This is a genomic window from Streptomyces sp. NPDC002788, assembly GCF_053592115.1.
In genome coordinates, this window is record NZ_JBSFVB010000003.1 from 527,537 (window position 1) to 534,153 (window position 6,617).

5 protein-coding genes and 2 pseudogenes are annotated in these 6,617 nt (G+C 67.7%); 5 read left to right on the forward strand and 2 right to left on the reverse strand.

Annotated features, from left to right (window positions below; genetic code table 11):
• Positions 1 to 41: 41 nt before the first annotated feature.
• Entirely contained in the window at positions 42 to 3,017 is a 2,976-nt protein-coding gene (locus tag ACWD1U_RS09010; RefSeq protein WP_451105760.1) for a GH59 galactosidase, read from the reverse strand.
• A 444-nt stretch (positions 3,018 to 3,461) separates the two neighbouring features.
• On the opposite strand from ACWD1U_RS09010, the gene ACWD1U_RS09015 reads away from it, so the two are divergent.
• The 5 genes and pseudogenes from ACWD1U_RS09015 to ACWD1U_RS09035 form a co-directional block, all read left to right on the forward strand.
• A complete protein-coding gene (locus ACWD1U_RS09015) occupies positions 3,462 to 3,818 on the forward strand; it encodes a hypothetical protein (RefSeq protein ID WP_451105761.1) in 357 nt (118 codons plus the stop codon).
• Positions 3,815 to 3,970, forward strand: coding sequence for a hypothetical protein (locus ACWD1U_RS09020; RefSeq protein WP_451105763.1), 156 nt, complete (start codon positions 3,815 to 3,817; stop codon positions 3,968 to 3,970). The genes ACWD1U_RS09015 and ACWD1U_RS09020 overlap by 4 nt, the downstream gene beginning before the upstream one ends.
• The gene (locus ACWD1U_RS09025) at positions 3,971 to 4,189 is read left to right on the forward strand and encodes a transcriptional regulator (protein WP_451105803.1); all 219 of its coding nucleotides are present in this window, start codon (positions 3,971 to 3,973) and stop codon (positions 4,187 to 4,189) included.
• Between the two features lie 994 nt (positions 4,190 to 5,183).
• Positions 5,184 to 5,375 carry a hypothetical protein gene (locus tag ACWD1U_RS09030; protein WP_451105765.1) on the forward strand — a complete coding sequence of 64 codons (192 nt, stop codon included), beginning with the start codon at positions 5,184 to 5,186 and terminating at the stop codon, positions 5,373 to 5,375.
• Positions 5,376 to 5,460: 85 nt separating this feature from the next.
• Positions 5,461 to 6,370: pseudogene (locus ACWD1U_RS09035) on the forward strand (ThuA domain-containing protein); the annotation flags it as partial.
• A 12-nt stretch (positions 6,371 to 6,382) separates the two neighbouring features.
• Here ACWD1U_RS09035 and ACWD1U_RS09040 read toward each other — a convergent pair.
• Positions 6,383 to 6,617, reverse strand: a pseudogene (locus tag ACWD1U_RS09040) (hypothetical protein); the annotation flags it as partial.

The window sequence follows — 6,617 nt, forward strand, 5'->3', positions numbered from 1 at the left end:
GCGGGCCCAGGGCACCTACTGGCCCGCAGGCCCCAGGGCACCTACTGGGCGGCGGTGCCGTCCTTGCGCACCAGCCGGTCGTGAGCCTCTTCGAGCCGGTCCGTGATCTGCTCGACGCCGATGGCGTCAAGGCCCTTCTGCCGTCCCGACACGGCGGCCTTCGCCGCCGACGACGCGGAGGCGAACAGGGCCCAGGAGTCGGCCGTGTAGTCCGCCTGCTCCGGACGTCCGATCTTCTCCAGGGCGTCCCGGATCGGTGACGTGTCCACAGTGCGGTCCACGTCCCCGGAGATGGCGTTGAACGCGTCGAGAACGATCTTTCCGGACTTGAGGACGAACCAAGCCGTGTGCGCGCCGTCGGGCAGACCGCGAAGCGCGTACGTCGCGAGGCGCTTGTCGGTCGCGGCCGTCTTCGCGTCCCGTGCGATCAGCTTTCCGTCGACGTAGACGTCGAGGACGGCGGTGCCGTCGTTGCCGCCGATGATGTCGATGCCCGTGCCGGTGAACGGGACGGTGAACGACGAGCCGGCGGTCGTGCCGGTCGACGTCGACCGGTACCAGTCCATCGCGTCGCCGAGGGAGGCTTTCCGGCTCCACGTGCCGGCGTAGGTGACCGAGCTGTCCATGTTGTCGAGCTGCGCGCGGGCGTAGGGCGTGTACCCGTCGATCTTCTCGACCTTCAGGTCGTCGAACGCCGTCTTGTGGAAGTCGCTTCCGAGCTTGACGCGGCCCTCGGTCTGCGGAGTCGGGTCCTGGTACGTGGAGACGGCCTTGCCGTCGATGTAGGTCGTGATCGTCGCGCCCTTCGCCTCGATGGCGAGGCGGTAGCCGTCGGATGCCGCGACCGTTCCCGACTCGACGGCCCTGCCGTATTCGTAGAACGTCCAGGCGCCGGTCGGTGCGATGCGCACGTTGTAGGCGGCGTCGCTGATCGCCATGCCCTTCTGCTGACGGACGCCCAGGGCGGCGAGTCCGCCGGCCGGGTCAGGGAACGAGACGTCGACCGCGGCCCGGTAGTTCTCCCAGCGGAAGTCGCCGACCGTCGTGTTCGGCGTGTGGCGGTACCAGGCGCCGGTGTCCTTCATGGACTGGTCCATGTATTGGTACAGGACGTTGTCGCCGCCGGCGTCCTCACCGACTTCCCAGGCGCCGGTCTGGTCGACCATGTAGCGAGGCTGGTTGCCGCGCGACCTCAGGTAGGGCTGGGACGTCTTGTGCGCGCCGTTGCCGGTGCCGACCTGGACCCTGCCCTCCTCCTCGTACTCGAAGTCGTCGGCGTACAGGACCTTGTCGCGGGTGTTCTGCTTCTTGCCGGTCGCGTCGGTGTCCAGCACCGTACGGTCCCACGACTCGGGCAGGCGTTCCTTCGTCGCCCTGTCGTGGCTCTTGTCGAGCGTCGTCAAGGTCACGATCGACCTCGGCTTGACCGTGTAGGTGTAGTACCCGGCGCCGCCGGGCCGGATCTCGTCGACGAGGTGCTTGAAGTTCGCGGCGTAGGGCTCGCCCGCGTCCGGTCCGCGGGTTTCCCAGATCTCCATGGTCGAGTCGGAACCGAGGCGCATGTTCTCGGCTTTGATCCGGTAGGTCTTGGGCTGGTCGCTGTCGTTGACGACGATCGTGGAGAAGTCCTTCTTGCGGGGGTCCGCGAGCGTCATGTAACTCGGGGCCCCGTTCGAGCCGTCGACGTTCTCGGTGCCGCTCACCCCGCTGTAACTGGCCTCCGGCACGGTGCGCCAGATGCCCGCCGTGTTCGTGTCGTTCTCCCAGCCGGTCTTGGCGAACTGGGTGAAGTGCTGCATCACGTAGATGGCCGCGTCGTAGTGGAGGTGGCCCGACCACGGGTCACGCGCGCTGACGAGTTCCTTGTGGCTGTACTGCGCGCCTTCGTAGAAGGAGCCGATCGCCGGCTGGAAGATGTAGTGCGTCCGCTTCGAGTTGGCGTAGCTCTTGACGGAGCGGTTGGCGAGATCGAGGGCGCTCTGGACGCCGCCGATACCGGTGCTCGCGCCGTTCGGGCCCTCGGTGTTGTTGACGCGGTAGTCGGTGTAGCCGAAGGAGCCGACTCCCTCGCTGTACCAGACTTCCTTGTCCTCGCCGTACTTGTTCTCACCGGTCGCCAGCCTGGTGTACGGCAGATGGGTGTCGCTGCCGACGGGCCCGTCGCGCCGGTCATCGGTGTTGTAGTGGTAGCCGACCGCGTCGACCATGCCGAAGAGTTCCGCGTCGCTGAGCATCGACGGCCCGATATTGTGGGTGGTGTTCTCGTCGGCGGCGATGATCTTTATGCTGCGGTAGGCCTTCTCGGCCTGCTCCCGCTTTTTCGCCGGGATTCCGTAGCGGGGGTCGGCGAAGTCCGTGTCGGCCAGAACCGCCTTCTTGTACCACTTGATGAAGGCCTCGTCCGGATCCCGCGTCTCGTTCGTGTCCGGGTTCACGTAGTCGACCATGTACCCGTATTTCTCGTACGCGTCGAGGATCGTCTCCTTGTACCACTTGTACATCTCGTCGGAGCCGGTGCCCTTGTTCCATTCGTTCTGGACCCATCGGGGCATGACCCAGCGGAGGATCGAGACCTTGAGCTTCGGGTTGACCGTCTTGGCGTCCGCTGCCAGTTGGAAGCCCGGGGAGCGCGACGCGTCGGCGAGTTCGTCCGCTGTGCGCATGGTCGCCGGGTCGGAACCGGTCGACGTGTTCGTGTCCGAACCCATCTCGACCTTGACATGGTTGATCAGGGGGTTCTTCCCACCGAACAGCACGCGGATGAGCTGCCAGTACCGGCCGGGGTGCTCCGCCTTGTAGTCCATCAGCAGGTTGCTCGTGCTGTTGCAGCTGAGCACGCCGAGGCCCTTGTAGGTCAAACCGTTCACGTTCTCGGCGCGAACGTCGTCCCCGTCGACCACGACCTCCACGGGATCGTCCGCGGTGTGGGCGGCAGGAGCGGTGATCACTCCGGCCGCGAGTGCCATGGTGGTTGCCGCGGCGAGCGACAGCCAGCCGAGTCTTCGCTGTGGGCCCATTCCGCTTCGACTCCTTGTTCTCGTAGGGCGCGTAACGACGCCAGACGTTCGAGATTCCGAAAGGTGTCCGCGATTCCGGAAGGACCGTAGGTGGTAAGCGATTTCTACGTCAATCCCCGTGCACGTCATGCCAATTGAGGTTGCCTGGGCGCCCTCACTGGCTGAAAACGCTTGGATGCCGAGGTGGCCGTCGCGGGACACTGCCGCGCTCGGGGGAGTGGGAGGGGAACACCTGAATCGCGCAAGGGGCTCAAGGCCGGCCGGGCAGAGGCTCGGTACTTCTTGCACTTCGTCACTACGGCCGCCGGCGGCTCCTGGTCTCTGGACCATGAAGAACCCTAGAAATCCCCGAGTTCATGACCTGGGGGGCGTCGTCCCGAACTGCGAGCGGAGAAGTCGCTGGTGTGTCTCCGGGCTATTGGCCGGCCTGCCAGGCGTTGCCCCGTGGAGGGACCCTCTGGTGCTCAGCCGTGGGAAGCCGTGCTGCTGGAGAACCGCTACGCCTCCCCGTGGCACCTGGTCGGCATCGGTCTCCTCGCCCTCGGCATCGCCGAACGCAGTTGGATCACGGCAGCGGCCGGCACCGCTCACGCCCTGCTGCTCACCGGGTACTTGGGTGCCCCCTGGGGCAGCGGTTGGCTCCCCTGGCAGCACCCCGCCGAGCCCGGCTGGGCCGACGGACCGCAGGCCAAGGCCCTCCTGCTCGCCGCCCTCCTGCTCTTCGCCGGTCTGTGCGCGTGGGCGGTGATCCGCCGTCGGGGCGCGCCCGGTGTCGCCGGTGCGGATACGGTCGTCTCATGAGCGTCGAGGACTCGATCGCTGCGCAGGACGACCAAGCGGGACTGCATCCCACCCAGGCGCTGGATGACACCGTCCACCAGCGTGTGCGGCTTGGCGTCCTCACCATTGCCCGCGAAGCCGACCGGGTCGAGTTCGGCTTCCTGAAGAAGTAACTGGCCGTCACCGACGGAAACCTCTCCCGGCACCTGAAGGTGCTGGAGGAGTCGGCAATGATCACCGTGGAGCAGGGTTACGCCGGTCGGCGCCCCCGAACGTGGGTCGCCCTGACCCGCGAAGGCGCGCAGGCCCTGGACGCCGAACTCCGCGCCCTCCGTGCACTCGTGCTGCGCCTGGAGACCTCCCGTCCCCTGCCCGGGCCCCCCGACGGCTGACCGCCGCTCTAGGAGTTCGATCCGAGTCCGGTCCGGCGACTGTCGTCGGCTGGAGCGACGGCCAGACAGATCCGTAGTTCTGGAGAGATCGGTGAGCGAGGCCGTACAGGCGGTGGGAAACGGCTCGGGGCCGGTGCGGGGGCTGGCCGGCAGTGAGAGGATCCTCAGGCTGGAGAGGAGCAGCAGCAGAGCCGTGCAGGCCGCCACGTAGGTGCCCGGACGCAGCCGGACCCGGCCCGGCGGAGGCGTTGCGGCGCACCACCATGAACACGGTGGTCACCAGCCGCAGGGGGCGCAGGGGCGGCGGGACCAGGGCCGCCAGGTCGGACAACCGTCCCTTGACGCATTGCCACCGGCTGCCGGCCACAGCGAAGCGCAGGGCGAACTCGACGAGCCGGCCGCCGGTGCGCTGCTCCCAGCGTCGAAGCCGTCCGTTCTCACGGGCACACCGTGGGCACAGCTTCGAAGCACGGCGGGCGGAAGCGGGTGTGAGCGGGCTCTGCGCTCCGCCGGCTGGTTCGGATGTCCAAGTCGGGCGTGTTTGCGAGCACAGCCCCGCCGGTGCCGGAATCGCCGATCAGACACAACAGCGCCTTCCTGGCCCATGCCGGACAGGATCTCGACGCCAGGCTGACCGGCAGTGCCGAGGCGGCGCGAGCAAGACTGATGTGAATCGCCCGCTGCACACGGCACCTCGTCGCGCGTTTGACGCTCATCCCCTCGACCTCGACGTCGCGAACCGTCCGGCCGCAAGTTCCTATCAAGCCGTAGGGAAATCCCCACGGTTCACGGCAGTCGACCTGTGAGCGTGAACTCTCAAGTAGCGTCTCCGGACACTCCGCTCCAGCGGCCTCCCCACCCCCCATTTCGACGGAGACCACACCCCATGTCCGCTGTGACGAACGTATCCGGGTCCGGTTCGCCGGACGCCCGATGGAGCTCGGCCGACTGTTCCGCAATCGGTAATACCACCCCCGCTCCTCTCACCGTCCTGATGGACGACCAGGCACTCGCGGACTTCCTCGCCGTGGCTGTCGGCCCGCCGCTGCCACCGCCCCGGCCGGCAGCGGCGGTTCCGGGCTGGGGCGAGGGCGTCGTGTTCCCGGGCATCGGACACCGGCCGGGTTTCCCCGCCGGGGGCCCCGCGCAGCTGGAGAACTTCACCGTCTGGCCCGTATGGGCGTGATCATCGCTCGCGTAGCTCGGAGCGAGTACGCAGAGGTCGCCACTCGACTTCACATTCACCACCGGATGAGAGGGACATACACAGCATGCGATCGATCAACCGACTGACGACATCACTCGTCGGAGCGGCCGTGCTCCTGGGCTGCTTCTCGGGACCGGCCGTGTCACAGGCGAAGCAGGACGGCACACGGGTGCTGGTGTTCTCCAAGACGGCCGGCTTCCGCCACGGCTCGATCTCCGCCGGCATCGCGGCGGTGAAACAGCTCGGCGAGACGGGCGGCTTCACGGTCGACGCGACGGAGGACGCCGGAGCCTTCACGGCCGACAACCTCGGGCGCTACGACGCGGTCGTGTTCCTTTCCACGACCGGTGACGTCCTGAACGCCGCCCAGGAAACGGCCTTCGAGGGCTACATCCGCAGTGGCGGGGGCTACGTCGGCATACACGCGGCCGCCGACACCGAGTACGACTGGGCGTTCTACGGCGGGCTCGTCGGTGCCTACTTCGAGTCGCATCCGTGGTGGCCGATGCGTGCCACGGTGCACGTCGAGGACCGCGCCCACCCGGCGACCGCTGACCTGCCCACCACCTGGAACCGCACCGACGAGTGGTACAACTTCCGCTCGAACCCCCGGAAACGGGTCCGCGTCCTGGCCTCCCTCGACGAGTCCTCGTACTGGGGCGGCACCATGAACGGCGACCATCCGATCGCCTGGTGCCAGAACTACCAGGGAGGCCGCTCCTTCTACACCGGCGTCGGCCACAGCAAGGAGCACTTCGCCGAACCCGCCGTCCGCCAGCACCTGCTGGGCGGAATCCAGTGGGCCACCGGCGCCGTCGAGGCGGACTGCCGGCCGGAGAACGGCTAGCGGCCGCTCTTCGACGGCACGGCCGCGTCGCTGTCGGCATGGAGGCAAGCGGGGACCGGGCGCCTTCGAACCGAGCGACGACGGAACACCGACGTCGGCCGGCGGCCTCGGGATGCTCTGGCACGCCGCTGAGAGGGCGTTAAGTCCGTTTCTGGTAGCGGCCGCGTCCGGGTTGTTCGAGGAGTCTTTGGCGGACGAGTCGTCCCAGGCGGGAGCGGGTGACGTTGATCGAGGGCTCGTCGGTGGGCAGGCTGAGGTGTTCGTGCAGATCGCGGACGCGGAACACCTTCCCGGGGTGCTCGTTGAACGTGGTCACGATGCGCTGGTAGACGGTGGCGGTGGCGGTCTCCGCAGGTGCCGTTGTGTGGTCGGGA

What these genes read in the sequence shown, in the direction of transcription:
- ACWD1U_RS09030 (WP_451105765.1), top strand. Translation starts at nt 5,184, where the DNA reads ATGGACGACCAGGCACTCGCGGACTTCCTCGCCGTGGCTGTCGGCCCG.
- ACWD1U_RS09020 (WP_451105763.1), top strand. Translation starts at nt 3,815, where the DNA reads ATGAGCGTCGAGGACTCGATCGCTGCGCAGGACGACCAAGCGGGACTG.
- ACWD1U_RS09010 (WP_451105760.1), bottom strand. Translation starts at nt 3,017, where the DNA reads ATGGGCCCACAGCGAAGACTCGGCTGGCTGTCGCTCGCCGCGGCAACC.